The sequence below is a fragment of the Streptomyces aculeolatus genome (assembly GCF_020400605.1).
Classification (GTDB): Bacteria; Actinomycetota; Actinomycetes; order Streptomycetales; family Streptomycetaceae; genus Streptomyces; species Streptomyces aculeolatus.
Genome location: NZ_JAINRD010000030.1, coordinates 48,077 through 66,802, shown reverse-complemented (window position 1 = coordinate 66,802; position 18,726 = coordinate 48,077). Strand labels below are relative to the sequence as shown.

Sequence of the window (18,726 nt, the reverse complement as noted above, 5' to 3'; positions counted from 1 at the left end):
CCGCGCGCCGGGGTCGTGTTTACTCTGGTGCCCAAGGCCCCCGAGGGGCCTGCCCGGAGCCGTGCGCGCCGGGCCACCCGGCGACCCGAGGAGTGAGCCCCCCAGGGCGATGGACGGATCCTCCTGCAGTACCCGCGCCGCCTCCCGTGCGATGGCGGCGCGATGACCACCTCACTGGCCCTGCTGGGCCTTGCGTTCCTGCTGATCCTCGCCAACGGCTTCTTCGTGGCGGCCGAGTTCGGGCTCGTCGCCGTGGAGCGCCCGCAGGCGGAGCGCGCCGCCGCGGCCGGCGACCGGCGCGCCGCCCGCGTCGTGGCGGCGCTGCGGCAGCTGTCGTTCCAGCTCTCCGGCACCCAGCTCGGCATCACGCTGACCTCGCTGGTCGTCGGCATGCTCGCCGAGCCCGCGCTCGGCCGGCTGCTGCGCGGCCCGCTGATCGCCGCGGGGCTGCCCGCCGGCGCGGTGCCCGGCACGGCGCTGGCCGCCGGGGTGCTGCTCGCCTCCGCGGCGCAGATGGTCCTGGGCGAGCTGGTGCCGAAGAACTGGGCGGTGTCCCGGCCGCTGGCCGTCGCCCGGTTCGTCGCCGGGCCGCAGACCGCGTTCTCGCGCTTCTTCCGCCCGCTCATCGCGCTGCTCAACACCGCCGCCAACCGGCTGGTGCGGCTGCTGGGCGTGGAGCCGGCCGAGGAACTGGCGTCGGCCCGGACTCCGACCGAGCTGGGGTCGCTGGCGCGCAGCTCGGCGCAGGCCGGGATGATCGAGCCGGACGCCGCCGACCTGTTCGTCCGCACGCTCTCCCTCGGCGAACTGACCGCGCAGCACGTGATGACCCCGCGGGTACGGGTGGTCGCGCTGCAGTCCTCCGCCACCGCCGCGGACGTCCTCAACCTCACCCGCGCCACCGGCCTGTCCCGCTTCCCCGTCTACGCCGGCCGGCTGGACGAGGTCACCGGCATGGTCCACCTCAAGGACGCCCTCGCCGTCCCCGCCGGGGCCCGCGCGCGCACGCCCGTCGCGCGGATCGCGGTCCCGCCGCTGCTCGTCCCGGGAACGCTGCCGGCGCAGCCGCTGCTGGAGAAGCTCCGCGGCGGGCAGCCGATAGCCGTGGTCGTCGACGAGTACGGCGGCACCGCGGGCGTCGTGACGCTGGAGGACATCGTCGAGGAGCTGGTCGGCGAGGTCCGCGACGAGCACGACCGGGAGGTCGACGGCGTCCCCGACCTGCGGTCCGCGCCCGCCGCCGACGGCCGCCCGGCGTGGGACGCCGACGGCGGCTGCCGCCTGGACGCGCTGCGCCGCATCGGGCTGGCGGCGCCGGACGGCCCGTACGAGACGGTGGCGGGGCTCGTCGCCGCGCTGCTGGGCCGGATCCCGGCGGCCGGGGACACGGCGGCGCTGCCGGGGTGGCGGCTGGCCGTCCGGCACGTCGACCACCACCGGGCCGCGCTGGTACGGCTGGTGCGTACCGCGGACGCCGCGCCGCCCGCGGCCCCCGCGCCCGCCGCCGCGGGCACCGGCGGCGCAGGTACCGGCGGGGCGGAGGCGAGGGCCGCGTGAGCGCGCTCCAACTGGCCTTCGCCGCACTGCTGGTGCTGGCCAACGGGTTCTTCGTCGGCGCCGAGTTCGCGCTCGTCTCCGTACGGCGCAGCCAGATCGAGCCGCTCGCCGCCGCGGGCTCCGCGCGCGCCCGCCGGGTGCTCCACGGGCTGGAGCACCTGCCGCAGATGATGGCGGCCGCGCAGTTCGGCATCACGGTCTGCTCGCTGACCCTCGGCGCCCTCGCCGAACCCGCCGTCGCCTCGCTGCTGGAGCCCGCCTTCCACGCCGCCCATGTGCCCCACGGACTCATCCACCCGCTGGGCTACGCCGTCTCGCTGGCCGTCGTCGTCTGCCTCCACCTCGTCGTCGGCGAGATGGTGCCCAAGAACCTGGCGCTGGCCGCCCCCGCCGCGGCGGCGCTGTGGCTCGCGCCCGCGCTCGTCGCCTTCGCCCGGCTGAGCCGCCCCGCGACCGCGCTGCTCGGCGCCCTGGCCCGGCAGCTCCTGCGGCTGGTGCGGGTGGAGCCGCGCTCCGCGCTCACCGCCGTCTACACCACCGAGCAGCTGACCGACCTGGTCGCCGACTCCCGGGAGGCGGGGCTGCTCGGCGACGGCGAGCAGCGCCGCCTCAACGACGCGCTGGGCCTGGGTTCGCGGCCGGTGACCGAGGTGCTGCTCGACCCCGCGTCGATGGTCGCCGTCGACGCCTCGGCCACCCCGCGGCAGGTCGAGGAGCTGACGGTACGCACCGGCTATTCGCGCTTCCCGGTGCGCGGCGCCGGCGGCACCGGCGCCGGCCCCACGTATCTCGGCTATCTGCACGTGAAGGACGTCCTCGACCTGGACGAGCGTGAACGGGCCGTGCCCGCCCACCTGTTCCGGCCGATGGCCGTGCTGCGCCCCGAACTGCCGCTGGACGACGCGCTGGCCGCGATGCGGCACGGAGCCTCGCATCTGGCGGCGGTCGCGGACCCGGCCGCGCCGGGGCGGGTCCTGGGCCTGGTGGCGCTGGAGGACGTGCTGGAGCTGCTGGTCGGCGAAGTGCGGGACCCGGCCCACCGGCTGGCGGTGCGCCAGCGCACGGCGGGCGGGGCCGCCGCGGAGTCCGTGCGGACCTCGGTCGGCTGACCGGTGCGCGGGCGGGTCAGCCGGCGTCCGGCTCCTGCTTCGGCTCGCGGCCGGAGAGTATCTCGCCGTACGCCTGCATCAGATCCGGCAGCCGCAGCGTCGCCAGGTCCTCGCGGCCCGGCGGCCCGGGGTAGGCCGACAGCCGCAGGTCGCGGTAGGCGCAGCTCTTCTCGTACAGGGTGCGCAGGAAGCGGCCGTTGCCCAGCTCGTCGATCCAGCCCTGGTCGACGACGTGCCCGCAGATGCTGCGCAGCTCCTCGACCGACTCCTCGTCCCACTTGTCGCCGTTCTGCGCGGCCAGCACCTCGCCGATGGCGGTCAGCTCCAGCGGGCGGTAGCTGGGGAAGTCGACGCGCGTCGTGAAGCGGGACGTCAGGCCCGGGTTGCTGGAGAGCAGGCGGTCCATGCCCTTGGGGTAGCCGGCGAGGATGACGACGAGCCGGTCCCGGTTGTCCTCGGCGCGCTTGAGGAGCACCTGGAGGGCCTCGTCCCCGTAGGCGTCGCCGCGCGAGTAGCCGACGCCCGCCAGGCTGTACGCCTCGTCGATGAAGAGCACGCCGCCGAGCGCGGAGTCGATGAGGTCGTTGGCCTTGACCGCGGTCTGGCCGAGGAACTCGCCGACCAGATCGGCCCGTCCGGCCTCCACCAGCCGGTCGCTGGCGAGCAGCCCGAGCGCGTAGAAGACCCGGCCCAGGATGCGCGCCACGGTGGTCTTGCCCGTACCGGAGGGGCCGGAGAAGACGAAGTGCCGCTTCGGCGGCTGCACCGGCAGGCCCTCGCCGGCCCGCAGGCGCGCCATGTTCAGCTGCGCGGACAGCGCCCGCACCTGCCGCTTGACGGGGTCGAGGCCGACCATCCGGTCGAGGTCGGCCAGCGCCTCGGCGAGCATCGCGGGGTCGGCGGCGGCCGGCGGTGGCGCGGAGCCCGCGTGCAGCGAGGCGCGCTCGCGCAGCGCGCCCGAGCCGCCGGCGGGCGGCGGCGGGCGCAGCACCTCGTCGGCCGGGACCAGCTCCCGGCCGTCGGGCGACGGGGGAGCGGGGTCGCCGGGCGCGGTCTCCTGCTCGGCGCCGCCCAGGGACACCGACGCCAGGCCGGGCACCGGGTCCAGGCCGTCGAAGTCGTCGAGGCCGTCGATGGCGGCGATCCGGGCCGCGGTGTCCATGAAGGAGGGGTCGATCCGGTGCACCGCCCGGTACAGCGGCAGCGCGGCGGCGCTGCGGCCGGAGCCCTCCTGCGCGCGGGCCAGCCAGTAGCGCAGCTCCTTGCGCTGCGGCTGCTCGCTGCGGCAGCGCATCAAGGCGGCGGAGAGCATCGGCACGGCCTGCCCGTACATCTCCAGCCGCACCCGCGCCATGCCGGCGAACAGCCCCGCCTCGATGCCCAGCAGCGGGTCGTCCGTCAGCGGCACGGTCAGCCGGACGAGCTGCTCCCAGTCCTTGACCAGATACGCGCGGCAGGCGTGCAGGAAGCGCACCTGCGGGTCGGCCTCGGGCGGGGGGCAGGCGGCGAGCGCCTGCTCCAGCTCGGCGACGTGCCGGCCGTCCAGCCAGTGCGAGGCGTGCGCGAGCAGCAGGTCGCGGCCGGAGTCGAGCACGGGCTGCACCCACCAGCCCAGCCAGTACCAGGAGTTGAGGGGGCGGCGGTGCCGGGCGCGCTGCTCGCCGAAGCGGTCGCGGTGCCGGTACATCTCCAGCAGCGCCGTGGCGGTGTCCGCCCGCAGCGCGTGCAGTCCCAGCCAGGCGTCGGCCATCTGCGGGTCCAGCCGCACGGCGGACCTGAACTCCTCCTCGGCCCTGGTGTACGCGCCCATGGTGTAGGCGTCGACGCCCCGCAGCCAGGCGAGCTCCGCGGGGGCCTCGGGCCCGCGCGCGCCGTTGTCCATCACGTAGCCACCAACCGTTCCCCCGCGGATATCCTCGGGTCGCTGGTCGGCCGTCCCTCGCGAACTCCCCTGCAGAACAGGGGAGTTGCGGTGAAGACGGCCTGCTCGCATGGTACCCGCGGCGGCGATGCGGGCCGACGGCACGTATCGGACGCGCGCGCGGGGGTTCCGACCGCCCGACGCGGTGACCGTGGGTGAGGGGCGCCCGGTCCGTAAGTCATCCCATTGTTCCCTCTTTGGACAGAACGAAGCCCCCGATCACGGGGGAACAATCGGGGGCTTCGCGCGTGAGGCGGTGCCGGTGGGGCCCGCTCACTGAGAACGTAAGTCCTGTACTGCCCCTGGGTCAAGCGGAGTTGGGGCGTGGAGGGGCCTATTCCGGCCGGTGCCGGGACCGGCCCCGCGCGGTGTGCGCCCCGCGTGGTCACAGGGCGTGCGCAGGCCCCGGGACCAGCCCGTACGCGTCGTGGTGGCGCACCACCAGAAGGCCGGCGTACGGGCGGGACGGGTCGGCCGAGAAGTGCGCCCGCTCCGCCGCCTCCCACGCGTCCCAGAACCCCGCGAGCCCCGGCCCGTCGCGCCGCCGGCCGCGCGCCCACGCGACCGCGGCCGGCACCTCCATCCACAGCAGCCGGGCGAGGTGCGGGCGCAGCTCCCGGCGGCCCGCGCCGACGCCCTCCACGAGCACCACGGGCGCCGGCGGCAGCGTGCGCCGCGCGGTGAAGGCCCGGGCGTCCCAGTCGTACGCGTCGTGGACCGCCGGACGGCCGGCGGCCAGCGGGTCGAGCACCTGGCGCCGCAGCCGCCCGGTCCAGCCGAAGAACTCCCGGTGCGTCGCCAGGTCGTCCAGCCGGAGTACGGGCGCACCGCCCAGCGCCGCGGCGAGCCGGCCGGCGAACGTCGTCTTGCCGGACCCGGCGTGCCCGTCGACGGCCACCAGCCGCACGGGCCCGCAGGACGGCGCGAGACCGCGCAGTTCGCGGGCCAGCGCGGCCAGTACGGGGTCGGAGGCCGGGGCGTGGGTGGCGCTCATCGCCGCAAGGCTACGGCGGCCGTCCCGCGAGGCCCTTCTCCACCCCAGGTCACACCAGTGGTATGAACCAATGTTCACCCATCTCATAGCACGGATTGACTTCCTAACGGCAGAACGAGGGTGAATAGTTGTGGCCTGCCCCCCAGCATGCGCCGCAATCGTCTGGAGAGTCCGCCATGCCCCGAAGTGCGTCACGGCGTACCGTGCTGGCTGCCGCCCTGGCAGCCGCTGCGGCCGGTGCCGCCCCGGCCGCGTCCGCCTCCGCGCTCGCCGCTCCTGTCGCGCCGGGCACCCCGGCCGGTACGGCCGGCCGGCCGCCGCTCGGCAACTCCCTCGCCGACTACCACGGCTGGGCCTCCGCGCCGGCATGGCGCCGCGGCAGCGCCCGCGGGACGAGGGTCGTCCCCGGCCGCCGCCCCGGCATCGAGATCGGCCGGCCCGCGGGCCGCACCGACTACGCCGACCCGCACACCGGGACCACCGCCTCCTGGGAGTACGCCACCTGGACCTCCCCGGTCCACCGGCTGGCCCCGCCCGCCACTGAGGTGGTCGCCTCCTGGAACGCCGCCACCCCCGCCGGCACCTGGCTGATGGTCGAGCTGCGCGGCACGTACAGCGACGGCGGCCGCACGCCCTGGTACGTGATGGGCCGCTGGGCCGCGGGCGACGCGGACATCCGCCGCACCACGGTCGACGACCAGTCGGACGGCAAGAGCAGCATCTGGACGGACACGTTCGCGATCGACGACGCCGCGAGCGGGCTGCGGCTGGTCGACTACCAGCTGCGGGTGACCCTCTACCGCAAGCCCGGCACCGACGCGACGCCGCGGGTCTGGCGGGTCGGCGCGATGGGCTCCGACGTACCGGACCGCTTCGAGGTGCCAGCGAGCACGCCGCGGCTCTCCCGCGAGCTTGTCGTCCCGCGCTACTCGCAGAACATCCACGCCGGCCGCTACCCGGAGTACGACAACGGCGGCGAGGCCTGGTGCAGCCCCACCTCGTCGCAGATGATCATCGAGTACTGGGGCCGCAAGCCCACTGCCGCGGACCTGGAGTGGGTCAACCCCGACTTCGACGACCCGCAGGTCTGCCACGCCGCCCGCTTCACCTTCGACTACCAGTACGAGGGCTGCGGCAACTGGCCGTTCAACACGGCGTACGCGAGCTCGTACCGCGACATGAACGGCGTCGTCACCCGCCTCGGCTCGCTGGCCGACGCCGAGCTGCTCGTCGCCGCCGGCATCCCGCTGATAACTTCCCAGTCCTTCATCGAGGAGGAGCTGGACGGCGCGGGCTACGGCACCGCGGGCCACCTGATGACCGTCGTCGGCTTCACCAAGGACGGCGACGTCGTCGCCAACGACCCGGCGTCTCCCGACAACCCGGCGGTGCGGCACGTCTACAAGCGCCGCCAGTGGGAGAATATCTGGCTGCGCACGAAGCGCTACGACGCCAGCGGGGCGGTCCGCTCCGGCACCGGCGGCATCTGCTACGTGCTGTGGGGCAGCGAGATCACCGATGCCCAGAAGGCCGCACTGGCCGCCGTAGGCATCCGCTGACACCACCGCGCCCACATACGCCGGGGATCCGCCCGCCGCACAGGGGGTGGGTCCGCGGCGCACGTGCAGGGGTGCACGGGGAGTCGGCAGGTCTCCTGCCGGAACCGCCGCCGGCGCGTCGTCACCCGCACCGCGACGACTCGCGGTGCGCCCGCGGGGTTCCGCGCTCAGCCCTCGACGAACTTCAGCCCGATGACGCCCGCGAGGATCAGCCCCAGGCACGCCAGCCGGGCCGGCGACGCGCTCTCGCCCATCGCGAGGATGCCCACCGCGGCCACCCCCAGCGAGCCGAGCCCGACCCAGACGGCGTAGGCCGTGCCGACGGGCAGGCTGCGCAGGGCCATCGTCAGCACGATGACGCTCACCATGGCCATCACCAGCCCGAGCGACGAGGGCCAGAGGCGGGTGAGGCCGTCGGAGTGCTTCAGGGCCGTGGCCCAGACGAGTTCGAGGCCGGCGGCGATGAGCAGGAATATCCAGGGCACGGTGCCTCCGGGTTCTGTCGTTGCGGTGGTAGGTGGGTGGCGCGCGGAACCGCGGGCGGCCCCGCCCCGGACGGGCCTAGGCGGCGAAGCCGCCGTCCACGGCGATCGCCGCACCGGTGATCTGCGCGCCGCCGGGGCCGGCGAGGTGCGCCACGGTGGCGGCGACGTCCTCGGGGCGCCCGTAGCGGCCCAGCGCGCTGATGGCGCGGGCGGCGTCGGCGTCGGGGGAGTCGGCGGGGTTCATGTCGGTGTCGGTGTCGCCGGGGTGGACGACGGTGACGGAGATGCCCTGCGGGCCCAGGTCGCGGGCCAGGCCGCGGGTGAAGCCCGTCAGCGCGGACTTGCTGGCGGCGTAGAGCGTCCAGCCCGGTATCGGCACCCGCTCGACGAAGCTGCTGCCGATGCTGATGATCCGGCCGCCGGGCCCCAGGTGCCGGATCGCGGCCTGGGAGGCGAGGAAGACCGCGCGCACGTGGATGGCGAGCACCGTGTCCACGTCCTGCCGGCTGACCTCGGTCACCGGCCCGTAGGGCGCGATGCCGGCGTTGTTCACCAGGATGTCCAGCCGGCCCAGCTCGGCTGCGGTGCGGTCCACGGCGGCGACGACGGCGTCGGGGTCGGCGGCGTCGGCCTGGATGGCCAGGCCCCGCCGCCCGGACCTCTCCACGTCGCGTACGACCTCCGCGGCCCGTTCCGCCGAGCGGTGGTACGTCAGCGCCACGTCGGCGCCCTCCTCGGCCAGCCGCCGCGCGATCGCGGCACCGATGCCCCGGCTGCCGCCCGTGACCAGGGCCGTCCGGCCCGCAAGCTGCGTCATGTTCGTTCCCTTCGCTATCCGGAGAGTTCTCCGGTTGGCACCCTGGAAGCGTAACCGGAGAGTTCTCCGGATGTCGAGCCGGAACCGGAGAAGTCTCCTCTTCGCTATCCTCCGGACAGGAAGGAGCGCAGGTGACACAGGACGACACGACCGGTCGGCGGCGCCCGCCCGGCGCCGAGCTGCCCGTGGTCGGCGGCCCGCCGGCGGAGCGCGCGGACGCCGCGCAGAACCGCCGCAGGATCCTCGCCGCCGCCGCCGCGATGGTCGCCGAGCGCGGCCCCGACGCGCTCTCCATGGACGAGGTGGCCAAGGCCGCGGGCGTCGGCGTCGGCACCGTCTACCGCCGCTTCGGCGACCGCGCGGGGCTGGCTTACGCCGTCATCGACGACCGCGAGGTGCAGTTCCAGGCCGCGTTCCTGAGTGGCCCGCCGCCGCTCGGGCCCGGCGCCGGCGCGGCCGAGCGCGTCCGCGCCTTCCTGCACGCCCTCGTCGACCGCACCGAGGACCAGCTGGGCCTGCTGCTGGTCGCCGAGATGGACTCCGCCGACGCCCGGTTCACCGAGGGCTCGTACGAGCTGTACCGGCAGCACCTCGCGCTGCTCCTCGGCCGGATCCGGCCCGCGGCCGACGTGCGCTGGCTCGCCGACGCCCTGCTCGCCCCGCTGGCCGCCAACCTCTACGGCTACCAGCGCCGCGCCGGCGGGATGAGCGTGGACCGCGTGAAGGCCGGCTACGACGACCTGCTCGCGGGGCTGGCGCCCGGCGGCGGTTCCGCCGCTCCCTGATGCCCGGAACCCGCCCCTCGAACTGGCCGGTTCGCTACGCACCCCGTCTGTCTCGCCGTACCGCCGATCGGGCATACTCCCCTTCACCGCAGCCGTACATGCCGGCTCGCCGCAATCCGGCGGGGCAGCATCGGGCTGCAGCAACACAACGGGCGGAGCCGCCATATCCCGGCCGGAGCCGCCGTCGACAGCGCCGTACGCGCGCCCGGCGAAGAGGAGTGCACCGCATGGCCGTACGTGGTCCGCTGCCCGTGGAACGCGAGCTGCCCACCGAGGAGTCCCGCGATCTGCTGGCCCTCGTCCGCGAGCTGGTCCGGCGGGAGATCGCTCCCCGCGCGGCCGAAGAAGAGGAAGCGGGCCGCTTCCCCCGCGAGTTGTTCACCACCCTGTCGGAGTCGGGACTGCTCGCCCTGCCCTACGCGGCCGAGTACGGCGGCGGGGAACAGCCGTACACCGTCTATCTCCAGGTGCTGGAGGAGTTCGCCGCCGCCCGGCTGACCGTCGGCCTCGGCACCTCCGTGCACACCCTCGCCAGCCACGCGGTCGCCCGCTTCGGCACCGACGGGCAGCGCAAGGAGTTCCTTCCGGCCATCCTCGGCGGCGGCCTGCTCGGCGCGTACTGCCTCTCCGAGCCCGCCTCGGGCTCCGACGCCGCCGCCCTGACCACCCGGGCCGTACGCGACGGCGACACCTGGACCCTGGACGGCACCAAGGCGTGGATCACCCACGCCGGGGTCGCCGACTTCTACACCGTCCTCGCTCGCACCGGCGGCCCCGGCGCGGGTGGCATCACGGCCTTCCTCGTCCCCGGCGACGCCCCCGGGCTCAACGCCGCGCCGCCGGAGAAGAAGATGGGCATGAAGGGCTCGCCCACCGGCCTGGTGCACTTCGACGGGGTGCGGATCCCCGACGCGCGCCGCGTCGGCGAGGAGGGGCAGGGCTTCGCCATCGCCCTCGACGCCCTCGACTCCGGCCGCCTCGGCATCGCCGCGTGCGCGATCGGGGTGGCGCAGGGGGCGCTGGACGCGGCGCACGGATACGCGCTGGAGCGGCAGCAGTTCGGCCGGCCCGTCGCCGACTTCCAGGGGCTGCGCTTCATGCTCGCCGACATGGCGACACAGATCGCGGCCGGGCGTGCGCTGTACCTCGCCGCCGCGCGGCGGCGCGACGCGGGCCTGCCCTTCGCCCAGGACGCCGCGATGGCCAAGCTGTTCTGCACGGACGCGGCGATGCGGGTGACGACCGACGCCGTCCAGGTGCTCGGCGGCTACGGCTACACGGCGGACTTCCCCGCGGAGCGCTACATGCGCGAGGCGAAGGTGCTGCAGATCGTGGAGGGCACCAACCAGATCCAGCGCGTGGTCGTCGCGCGGCACCTGCTGGGCGCCGAGACGGACCGGGGGTAGCGGCCGGCCCGTACGGCGCCAGGGGCGCGGGACGGGACCTGGGACGGGCGCGGGCGGGTGCCGCGGACGGGCGTACGGGCGCCAGCGGGCGTACGGGCGTTACTTGCGCCGGCGCATCCCCGGCAGCCGCCGCCGGGCCGGCTCGTGCCCCGGGCCGACGTGCGAGAAGGGCTGGCGGCGCCAGTCGAGGCCCTCGGGCAGCGTGAGCAGCACCGCCGCGTCCTCCGCACGCGCGTCCAGCCGGGCGTCCTGCGGCACGGCGGCCGACAGCGGGCTGCCGGAGCCCGTGCACACGGTCAGCCCGAACGGGTTCGCCGGCGTGACGCGGGCGTGCTCGGGCAGCACGTCCTCGCCCTCCAGCAGGGCGATGGGCTGGACGCAGTCCGGGCAGAGCACCCGGAAGATCAGCGAGGTCTCGGCGTAACCGCCGCCCTCCTCGTCGTCGAAGACGGCATCAGGATCGACGAGCTCGACATGCTCGGAACGGCGCATGCTGCTCCCCCTCAGGTTGGGCCACCTGGACGGTCACGTGGTGGTCTCGACCACAGCAAGGATTTCCCTCGCTGTCATCCGAATAATCGTCCGCAGGGTCCCCCTCGCTCCCCGATGGGCTGTGGCCTTCGTCACACGCCGCCGAGTGCGCCCTACGCGCCCCGAGAGGTGCCCTCCCGGCGGCCGCCGCGGCCCCGGATGTACCTGACCGCCGCAAACGAAGTAGGTTGATGCGTTGTGGAGGAGTTGGACAGGCACATCGTGGAGCTGCTCGTCAGGGACGGGCGCATGAGCTATACGGACCTGGGCAAGGCCACCGGCCTGTCCACCTCGGCCGTGCACCAGCGGGTGCGGCGGCTGGAGCAGCGCGGGGTGATCCGCGGGTACGGCGCCATCGTCGACCCGGAGGCCATAGGCCTGCCGATGACCGCGTTCATCTCGGTCAAACCCTTCGACCCCAGCGCCCCCGACGACATCGCGGACCGGCTCGCCGAAGTCCCCGAGATCGAGGCGTGCCACAGCGTGGCGGGGGAGGAGAACTACATCCTCAAGGTGCGCGTCGCCGCCCCGGCCGAGCTGGAGGACCTGCTCGCCCGCATCCGCTCCCTCGCCGGGGTCTCGACCCGTACGACGGTCGTGCTCTCCACACCGTACGAAGCCAGGCCGCCGCGCATCTGACGGCGCGGCGCCCCCGATCCGAATCCGAGGCACCGCACCGTGACCGCCGACAGCCCCGCCGCCCGACAGGCCGGCCCCGCGAACTCCGCGCAGCCGCAGGCCGGTTCCGCCCGCCGCACCGTCCTGCTGCGCGGCGGCACCGTCCACAGCCCCGCCGACCCGTTCGCCACCGCCATGGTCGTCGAGGGCGACCGCGTGGCCTGGGTCGGCTCCGAGGGCGCGGCCGACGGCTTCGCCGACGCCGGCACCGTCGACGAGACCGTCGACCTCGAAGGCGCCCTCGTCACACCGGCGTTCACCGACGCGCACGTCCATCTCACCGCCACCGGCCTGGCGCTGACCGGCCTCGACCTGTCCGGCGCCGGAGGGCTGGCCGACGCCCTCGCCCGGATCCGCGCGCACGCCGCCGCGCGGCCCGCGGACCGGGTGCTCATCGGCCAGGGGTACGACGAGACCGGCTGGCCCGAGGGCCGCCCGCCGAGCCGCGCCGAACTGGACGAGGCCGCCGGCGGCCGGCCGCTCTACCTCACCCGCGTCGACGTGCACTCCGCCGCCGTCAGCACCGCCCTGCTCGACCTGGTCCCCGCCATCGCCGCCCGCGACGGCTACGCCGCCGACGCGCCGCTGACCCGCGACGCCCACCACGCCGTGCGCCGCGCCGCGTACGCCGCCATGTCGCCCGCGCAGCGCGCCGCCGCGCAGGGCGCCGCGCTCGATCGCGCCGCGGCCGTCGGCATCGGCTCCGTGCACGAGTGCGCCGGCCCCGACATCAGCGGCGCCGACGACTTCGCGGCGCTCCTCGCGCTGGCCGCCGAGCGGCCGGGGCCGCGGGTGACCGGCTACTGGGGCGAGGCCGTCGCCGGGCCCGAGGACGCCCGGCGCCTGCGCGAGCTCGGCGCCTTCGGCGCGGCCGGCGACTTCTGCGCCGACGGCTCCCTCGGCTCCCGCACCGCCCACCTGACGCAGCCGTACGCGGACCGCCCGGGGCACCGCGGCAACGGCTACCTCGACGCCGCCGCCGTCGCCGAACACGTCGCCGCCTGCACCGAGGCGGGGCTCCAGGCGGGGTTCCACGCCATCGGGGACGCCGCCGTGGCCGCCGTGGTCGACGGTGTACGGGCCGCGGCCGAGCGGGTCGGCCTGGACCGCGTACGGGCCCTGAGGCACCGCGTGGAGCACGCGGAGATGCTCACCGCCGAGACCGTCGCCGGGTTCGCGGAGCTGGCCCTCACGGCGTCCGTGCAGCCGGCGTTCGACGCCGCCTGGGGCGGCGAGGAGGGGATGTACGCGCACCGGCTGGGCGCGGAGCGGGCGCGGGCCCTCAACCCGTACGCGGCCCTCCTGCGGGCCGGTGTGCCGCTCGCCCTCGGCTCCGACGCCCCGGTGACCCCGCTCGACCCCTGGCGCACCGTCCAGGCCGCCGCCTTCCACCGCACGCCGGAGCACCGCATCTCCGCCCGCGCGGCCTTCACCGCGCACACCCGGGGCGGCTGGCGGGCCGTCGGCCGCGACGACGCCGGTGTGCTCGTGCCCGGCGCCCCCGCGGACTACGCCGTCTGGGCGGCGGGCGACCTCGTCGTACAGGTGCCCGACGAGCGGATCGCGAACTGGTCGACCGACCCGCGCTCCGGCACCCCGGGCCTGCCCGACCTCACGCCCGGCGCGGAACTGCCCGTGTGCCTGCGGACCGTGGTGGCCGGAAACACCGTCCATGCGGGGCCGATCGGGTGAGTTAACGATCTTCGATAGGCCTAACGAAGGCCGTTCCGGGCGCGGGACCGCGGCCTGATTTCGGGACTGACCAGCCGCTTCGGCAAAACGCCACAGGTGACACGGCTGTTGACACGCAGCGGGCAACGGCGGGTAGTTTCGGCCGAGTCCACCACAGGACGTCCGGCCGGATCACCTCCGCGCAGTCGTGGAACGCTCTGGGCCACGGATGGTGTGCCGCACCGGCGCCCCATCGCAGGCAGCCAGGTCCAGGACTCCGGCACGGGGGCGAGGGAGGATGGCATCCGTCGGGCTGGTGTGACCCCGGGTGGGGCCCGGACGCTCAGTAGACAACGGCCCTCGGTCGATCCGCAGCCAGCGGGTCCCAGGTCGGACCGAAGGGCGCCGGGCCCGACCCGTAGCGGCGTGGGCCGCACGGGCGGACGCGGAGGCCGTACGCGACGCGGAGTGGGCGGGCAGGTGCCGCCGCCCTCTGCCCCTCCTTCTCCCTGCTCCGCTCCTCCGCTGCCGGCCGCGGGCCGGCAGCGGGGCCGTCCGGGGGTGGCGCGCACGGCGTCCCGCGGTACCGTTGCGGACCGCCTCGGTGCCGGACCCCGGTGGACTCTGGCTAAGGTGGGCGTCCCGTCCCGTGCGGCCGTGTGCGCGCGTGGACGGCTCAAGCGGGAATTGCGGAAGGTGCGGCAGTGACAGACGGGGTTCAGGGGCGCTACGGCCCGCTGGGCGGGATCCTGGTGATCATCCCGACGTACAACGAGGCCCTGAACCTCGACTCGATCGTCTCCAGGGTGCGGGCCGCGGTGCCGGACGCCGACGTCCTGGTCGTCGACGACAACAGCCCGGACGGCACGGGGAAGCTCGCCGACGAGCTGAGCGCCGACGACGCGCACGTGCACGTGCTGCACCGGGCCGGCAAGGAGGGCCTGGGAGCCGCCTACCTCGCCGGCTTCGGCTGGGGCCTGGAGCGGGGCTACGGCGTGCTGGTCGAGATGGACGCCGACGGCTCGCACCGGCCGGAGGAACTGCCCCGGCTGCTCACCGCCCTCAAGGGCGCCGACCTGGTGCTCGGCTCCCGGTGGGTGCCCGGCGGCCGGGTGGTCAACTGGCCCAGGTCCCGGGAGTTCATCTCCCGCGGCGGCAGCGCGTACTCGCGGATCTGGCTCGGGCTGCGCATCCGGGACGTCACCGGCGGCTACCGCGCGTTCCGCCGGGAGACGCTGGAGGGCATCGGGCTGGAGAACATCGCCTCGCAGGGGTACTGCTTCCAGGTGGACCTGGCCCGCCGGGTGGTCGACGGCGGCTACCACGTCGTGGAGGTCCCGATCACCTTCGTCGAGCGGGAGCGCGGCGACTCCAAGATGAGCAAGGACATCTTCGCGGAGGCCGCGTGGCGGGTACCGGCCTGGGGCGTACGGTCCCGGCTGGGGCGGATTCTCGGCCGCAGGCACACTTGAGTCATGAGCGATCGCATTCCGCAGCCGTACGAGGACCCGGCAGGCTCCGACGACCCGGGGGCGCGCCCCGGCGGGCCCGGTGACGGCCGCGGCCGGCCGCCGCGCCGGCGCCGCTCGCTCGCCCGCACCCTGGCCCCCCTGGGCGTCGCCGCCTGGGCGCTGCTGGAGCTGTGGCTACTGATCGTGCTCGGCTCGGAGATCGGCGTCCTGGGCGTCTTCGCCGTCCTGGTGGGCGGGCTGGTCCTGGGCACGGTCGTGATCAAGCGGGCCGGCCGGCGTGCCTGGCGCTCGCTCGCCGAGCAACTGCAGCGGCAGCAGAGCGGTGCCGCACCGGAGCCGGACGCGGACCGCGGGCGCGGCTCGGGCAACGGGCTGACGATGCTCGCCGGGCTGCTGCTGATGGTCCCGGGTCTGGTCACGGACGCCGCGGGGCTGCTCCTGCTGCTGCCCCCGGTGCGGGCGCTGGTGCGCCGCAGGCTGACCCGGATGATCGAGCGGTCCGCCGCGGGGCAGGACCTCGGGCACGTCTACACGCAGGCGCGCATCCACCGCCCGGACGGCAAGGTCGTCCGGGGCGAGGTGATACGGGACGAGGACGAGGACCGGCCGCCGCAGCGCTGAACCGCGCCGCCCGCGCCGGGCCCGTCGTAGGGGACCGCGGGAGCGGCCCGCGTCATGCCGCCCGTACGGGCGGGAGGCGGGCCGCCGCGGAAGCGGCGCCTCCGGCGTTCACCGACCGTTTTCGGGCACCCGGAAGGGCCCGTCCCACTGCGGGACGGGCCCTTGCCGATGCCGTTCCTCCGGAGCTGCGCCGCGCCTCAGGCCGACTTGCGGCTGTCGCGCGGATGCACGGCGATGTTCATCGCACCGGAGCGCAGCACCGCGAGCCGCTCGGCCAGGACCTCTTCGAGCTCGTCGCGGGTGCGCCGCTCCATGAGCATGTCCCAGTGCGTCCGGGCGGGCTTGACCTTCTTCTCCTCCGGTCCCTCGCCGTCGACGAGCAGCGCCTGGGCGCCGCACGTCTTGCACTCCCACTCCGGCGGGATCTCCGCCTCGACCGAGAACGGCATCTCGAACCGATGGCCGTTCTGGCATGCGTACTCCACCGCCTGGCGCGGGGCCAGGTCGATGCCGCGGTCCGTCTCGTAGCTGGTCACCACGAGTCGCGTGCCGCGAAGAGCTCGCTCACTCATGAATTGTTGCCTCCCGGGCTTGTCGCCCACAGGACAGGTGTCGCTGTCGTCGTCATCCGGTCAACGTCCGGTCGGCGATGAAGATTCCCGTTCCGGGACATGCGTCGCCCGTCGTGCCGCCCCATTGCTTCTACCCACAGGCGTCCGCTTTGTCACATGTGACGGAGATGTCACCGACTGATTTCATCTCGCTGCATGCTGTAACGGTCCGCCTGCCGAGCCGGAGGCGTACACTACCGCTCCGCGCCTGGCGGCACATAATTCACCTCTCGGGGAGGCGCGTCGTGCTCCGCCGCGCCGGCCGTCGCCGGCCCGGCCGCGCCGGGCTCCGGGATCGCGAAGACGCGCAGGAAGAACTGGGCCAGCGGGCCGATCGCCAGGGCGTAGACGACCGTGCCGGCGCCGACAGAACCGCCGAGCAGCCAGCCGGAGGCGAGCACGGCGACCTCGATCAGGGTCCGGACCAGCCGGACGGACAGGCCGGTGCGCCGGTGCAGGCCGGTCATCAGCCCGTCGCGGGGGCCGGGGCCGTAGCGCGCGGAGATGTACAGGCCGGTGGCCGCGCCGTTGAGGGCGACGCCGGCGAGCATCTGCGGTATCTGCAGGCCGAGGCCGTGCACCTCGGGCAGCACCGCGAGCGAGGCGTCCATGGCGAGGCCGATCACCACCACGTTGGAGACGGTGCCGAGCCCCGGGCGCTGCCGGATCGGTATCCACAGCAGCAGCACGGCCGCGCCGACCACGATCGTCGCGATCCCCATCGACCAGCCGGTCTGCTTGCCGATCCCCTGGTGGAAGGTGTCCCACGGATCCAGCCCGATGCCGGCGCGCACCATCATCGCGCAGCTCAGCCCGTACAGCGTGAGGCCGACGTACAGATGCCCGAGCCTGCGGGCCGTACGGGCTTCCCTCCAGCCTTCCCTCCAGCGTGACAAGACTGGCTCCCCTCTGGTCCTGTTGGATGGCTGCGTGCCACTATGTGGACTGCACTTGTGCCAGTGATATGGCCAATCGGGGAAAGGTGGCCTGGTTTTCATGGCGGAATGGACATCGGCCGTCGGCGCGGTTCAACTCGCCCGGCTGCTGCGTTCGCAGGAGAGCGCGGGCGCCGTGGCGCTCGACCGGCCCGGCCGCCGCGTGCCCGCGTACCGCTCGCTGGCCGACGGCGTGCGCCTGCTGGTCCTCGAGGGCCGCATCCCGGTGGCCACCCGGCTGCCCGCCGAGCGCGAGCTGGCGTCCGCCCTCGGCGTCAGCCGCACCACCATCGCGGCCGCGTACGAGCATCTGCGCGCGGCCGGCTTCCTCGAATCCCGCCGCGGCGCCGGCAGCTGGACCTCCGTGCCGGCCGGGCATCCGCTGCCCACCCGCGGCCTGGAGCCGCTGCCGCCGGACGCCACCGGCTCGATGATCGACCTCGGCTGCGCCGCTTTGCCCGCCCCCGAGCCGTGGCTCACCCGCGCCATGCACGGGGCCCTGGAGCAGCTGCCGCTCTACGCCCACACCCACGGCGACTACCCCGCGGGACTGCCCGGCCTGCGCGCGGCCATCGCCGAGCGGTACACCGCCCGCGGGGTGCCGACCATGTCCGAGCAGATCATGATCACGACCGGGGCGATGGGCGCGATGATCGCCCTGTGCCGGCTGTTCGCCGGGCGCGGCGAGCGCATCGCCGTGGACTCGCCGAGCTACGCCAACATCCTGCAGCTCATGCGCGAGGACGGCGCCCGGCTGGTGCCCGTGGCCATGGGCGAGGGGCTGACCGGCTGGGACGTGGAGACCTGGCGGCACACCCTGCGCGACGCCGCCCCGCGGCTCGCGTACGTCATCCCCGACTACCACAACCCCACCGGCGCCCTGGCCGACGACGACCAGCGCCGCGCGCTCGTCGACGCCGCCCGGCGGGCCGGCACCGTCGTCGTCGCCGACGAGACGATGAGCGAGCTGCGCCTGGACGACACGGGCGAACGCCCCCGCCCCATGGCCTCGTACGACCCGGCGGGCTCCACCGTCGTCACGGTCGGCTCGGCCAGCAAGGCGTTCTGGGCGGGACTGCGCATCGGCTGGGTGCGCGCCGCCCCCGAGGTGATCCGCAGCCTGGTCTCCGCCCGCGCGTACGCCGACCTCGGCTCGCCGGTGGTGGAGCAACTGGCCACCACCTGGCTGCTGGAGGGCGGCGGCTGGGCCGCGGCCACCGGCCTGCGCCGCTCCCAGGCCCGCGCCAACCGCGACGCGATCGTGGCCGCGCTCCAGCGCCACCTGCCCGACTGGGAGTACACCGTGCCGCACGGCGGGCTGACGCTGTGGGTGCGGACGGGCGGGCTGTCCGGCTCGCGGATCGCCGAGGCGGGTGAACGGGTGGGGGTGCGGATCCCGTCGGGCCCGCGGTTCGGCGTCGGCGGGGCCTTCGAGGGGTACGTGCGCCTGCCGTTCACCGTCACCGGGGCGGTCGCCGAGGAGGCGGTCGGACGCCTCGCGGCCGCGGCCCGCGCCGTCGCCGAGGGCGCCGGCCCCGTGGCGGCGGAGCCGGCGGGGGCGTTCATCGCCTGAC

The 18,726-nt window shown here is 75.0% G+C and carries 17 protein-coding genes; 10 read left to right on the top strand and 7 right to left on the bottom strand.

The window, feature by feature from the left end; genetic code table 11:
* Positions 1-162 precede the first annotated feature (162 nt).
* Positions 163-1,557, top strand: a complete 1,395-nt coding sequence (locus LG396_RS34555) for a hemolysin family protein (protein ID WP_225797762.1) — start codon at positions 163-165, stop codon at positions 1,555-1,557.
* Positions 1,554-2,666: a CNNM domain-containing protein gene (locus LG396_RS34550; RefSeq protein ID WP_225797761.1), complete on the top strand. Its 1,113-nt coding sequence runs from the start codon at positions 1,554-1,556 to the stop codon at positions 2,664-2,666. The genes LG396_RS34555 and LG396_RS34550 overlap by 4 nt, the downstream gene beginning before the upstream one ends.
* Positions 2,667-2,682: 16 nt before the next feature.
* On the opposite strand, the gene LG396_RS34545 is transcribed toward LG396_RS34550, so the two are convergent.
* On the bottom strand, positions 2,683-4,548 hold the full coding sequence (locus tag LG396_RS34545) for an AAA family ATPase (RefSeq protein WP_225797760.1): 1,866 nt from the start codon (positions 4,546-4,548) through the stop codon (positions 2,683-2,685).
* Between the two features lie 424 nt (positions 4,549-4,972).
* Complete coding sequence (locus tag LG396_RS34540) at positions 4,973-5,581, bottom strand: uridine kinase family protein (protein WP_225797759.1); 609 nt, start codon at positions 5,579-5,581, stop codon at positions 4,973-4,975.
* 176 nt (positions 5,582-5,757) lie between these two features.
* Between LG396_RS34540 and LG396_RS34535 the strand changes: the two genes are divergently transcribed.
* Positions 5,758-7,140 (top strand): C39 family peptidase, encoded by a 1,383-nt coding sequence (locus LG396_RS34535; RefSeq protein ID WP_225797758.1) that lies wholly within the window; start codon positions 5,758-5,760, stop codon positions 7,138-7,140.
* A 167-nt stretch (positions 7,141-7,307) separates the two neighbouring features.
* On the opposite strand, the gene LG396_RS34530 is transcribed toward LG396_RS34535, so the two are convergent.
* On the bottom strand, positions 7,308-7,625 hold the full coding sequence (locus tag LG396_RS34530; RefSeq protein ID WP_037744639.1) for a DMT family transporter: 318 nt from the start codon (positions 7,623-7,625) through the stop codon (positions 7,308-7,310).
* A gap of 76 nt (positions 7,626-7,701) precedes the next feature.
* Positions 7,702-8,442 carry an SDR family NAD(P)-dependent oxidoreductase gene (locus LG396_RS34525; protein WP_225797757.1) on the bottom strand — a complete coding sequence of 247 codons (741 nt, stop codon included), beginning with the start codon at positions 8,440-8,442 and terminating at the stop codon, positions 7,702-7,704.
* Positions 8,443-8,573: 131 nt separating this feature from the next.
* Between LG396_RS34525 and LG396_RS34520 the strand changes: the two genes are divergently transcribed.
* Positions 8,574-9,227 (top strand): TetR/AcrR family transcriptional regulator, encoded by a 654-nt coding sequence (locus LG396_RS34520; RefSeq protein WP_037744643.1) that lies wholly within the window; start codon positions 8,574-8,576, stop codon positions 9,225-9,227.
* Between the two features lie 227 nt (positions 9,228-9,454).
* Positions 9,455-10,633, top strand: coding sequence for an acyl-CoA dehydrogenase family protein (locus LG396_RS34515; protein WP_225797756.1), 1,179 nt, complete (start codon positions 9,455-9,457; stop codon positions 10,631-10,633).
* Positions 10,634-10,732: 99 nt separating this feature from the next.
* Here LG396_RS34515 and LG396_RS34510 read toward each other — a convergent pair whose 3' ends face one another.
* Positions 10,733-11,125, bottom strand: a complete 393-nt coding sequence (locus tag LG396_RS34510) for a hypothetical protein (RefSeq protein WP_018835478.1) — start codon at positions 11,123-11,125, stop codon at positions 10,733-10,735.
* A 237-nt stretch (positions 11,126-11,362) separates the two neighbouring features.
* On the opposite strand from LG396_RS34510, the gene LG396_RS34505 reads away from it, so the two are divergent.
* The 4 genes from LG396_RS34505 (at position 11,363) to fxsA (ending at position 15,606) form a co-directional block, all read left to right on the top strand.
* Positions 11,363-11,803, top strand: a complete 441-nt coding sequence (locus tag LG396_RS34505) for an Lrp/AsnC family transcriptional regulator (protein ID WP_018835479.1) — start codon at positions 11,363-11,365, stop codon at positions 11,801-11,803.
* Positions 11,804-11,842: 39 nt separating this feature from the next.
* A complete protein-coding gene (locus LG396_RS34500; protein ID WP_225797755.1) occupies positions 11,843-13,534 on the top strand; it encodes an amidohydrolase in 1,692 nt (563 codons plus the stop codon).
* Positions 13,535-14,217: 683 nt separating this feature from the next.
* A complete protein-coding gene (locus LG396_RS34495; RefSeq protein ID WP_018835481.1) occupies positions 14,218-14,985 on the top strand; it encodes a polyprenol monophosphomannose synthase in 768 nt (255 codons plus the stop codon).
* A gap of 3 nt (positions 14,986-14,988) precedes the next feature.
* The gene (fxsA, locus tag LG396_RS34490; RefSeq protein WP_225797754.1) at positions 14,989-15,606 is read left to right on the top strand and encodes an FxsA family membrane protein; all 618 of its coding nucleotides are present in this window, start codon (positions 14,989-14,991) and stop codon (positions 15,604-15,606) included.
* 197 nt (positions 15,607-15,803) lie between these two features.
* Here fxsA and LG396_RS34485 read toward each other — a convergent pair whose 3' ends face one another.
* Entirely contained in the window at positions 15,804-16,178 is a 375-nt protein-coding gene (locus LG396_RS34485; RefSeq protein WP_026276152.1) for an RNA polymerase-binding protein RbpA, read from the bottom strand.
* 233 nt (positions 16,179-16,411) lie between these two features.
* Positions 16,412-17,215, bottom strand: coding sequence for a membrane protein YczE (gene yczE / locus LG396_RS34480; protein ID WP_225797753.1), 804 nt, complete (start codon positions 17,213-17,215; stop codon positions 16,412-16,414).
* On the opposite strand from yczE, the gene LG396_RS34475 reads away from it, so the two are divergent.
* Entirely contained in the window at positions 17,214-18,725 is a 1,512-nt protein-coding gene (locus LG396_RS34475) for an SCO1417 family PLP biosynthesis transcription factor (protein WP_018835485.1), read from the top strand. The genes yczE and LG396_RS34475 overlap by 2 nt on opposite strands.
* Position 18,726 lies beyond the last annotated feature (1 nt).